This window comes from Streptococcus sp. HMSC066E07 (assembly GCF_001814695.1).
Lineage (GTDB): Bacteria > Bacillota > Bacilli > Lactobacillales > Streptococcaceae > Streptococcus > Streptococcus hominis.
In genome coordinates this window covers 1-1,049 of record NZ_KV817413.1, presented here as the reverse complement: position 1 = coordinate 1,049, position 1,049 = coordinate 1, and the positions used below count along the sequence as shown (strand labels likewise).

The following is a 1,049-nucleotide window of genomic DNA, read 5'->3' as shown; positions in this document are numbered from 1 at the left end:
AACCCAATTTGTAAAATTAAGCTAGACAGAAAAAGCCATCTATGTTAGGCTCAGATAAACACCACATTTGTCTGAAAGGAACTAACATAAATGACCTATACTCATCTTACCACAAACGAGCTTGTAATGATAGAGGCTTACTATCAAGAAAACATAAAAGTTTCAGATATTGTGACTTCACTTGGCAGATCAAAACAGACAATCTACACTGTCATCAACTATCTGAAAGAGGGGCACTCTGCATATGATTACTACAACCGTTATAAAGTCAATAAGAAACGTTGGGGCAGGAATAAAACAAGTCTGACGCAATCAGAAAAAGATTTTATCCAGACTCATTTAGAAGAAAATTGGAGCCTTGATGTCATTAAAGGAACTTATCCAGATAGGGTTTCTTGTTCTATGAGAACCCTCTATCGACTAGCAGACCGTGGTATTTTAAAGAAAGAAGATCTCCCTTGGAAAGGCAAAAGAAAACCAAATGGTCATAGCGAAAAACGAGGAAAACAAGCGTTTCGCAGAGATTTACGTGAGAGAGCAGACAGTTATCCTAATTTTAAGACGGAATTCGGTCATCTAGAAGGGGATACAATTGTGGGAGAAAAACACAAAAGTGCAGTCATTACCTTAGTAGAACGCTGCTCAAAAGCCATCATCACACTGAAAACCAATGGACGGAAAGCAAGTGATATTGAGACTTCCATCAATCAATGGTTATCTCAAGTCCCCAGCCATCTCTTTAAGTCGATCACTTTTGATTGTGGGAAAGAATTTTCTAATTGGAAATCTATTTCGAATGCACATGACATTGATATTTTCTTTGCGGACCCAGGATGTCCTGGGCAACGAGGCCTCAATGAACATTCTAATGGCTTATTAAGACGAAATGGACTACCGAAACAAATGGATTTTACAAATATTCCTCAAAATTATTTATCAGCTATAGCTGATAAAAAAAATAGAATTCCTAGGAAGTCTTTGAATTATCAAACACCATACCAAGTTTTTCTGAGTTACTTGAAAAGTCTAACTTAATTTGACAATTTAGG

The 1,049-nt window shown here is 36.7% G+C and carries 1 protein-coding gene; it reads left to right on the top strand.

The window, feature by feature from the left end; all coding sequences use genetic code 11:
• Positions 1–90 precede the first annotated feature (90 nt).
• Positions 91–1,035: an IS30 family transposase gene (locus HMPREF2984_RS01015; RefSeq protein WP_070670045.1), complete on the top strand. Its 945-nt coding sequence runs from the start codon at positions 91–93 to the stop codon at positions 1,033–1,035.
• The last annotated feature ends 14 nt before the right edge of the window (positions 1,036–1,049 follow it).

Excerpts from the sequence above, each read along its gene's own strand:
- HMPREF2984_RS01015 (WP_070670045.1), top strand. The coding sequence starts at position 91 with ATGACCTATACTCATCTTACCACAAACGAGCTTGTAATGATAGAGGCT.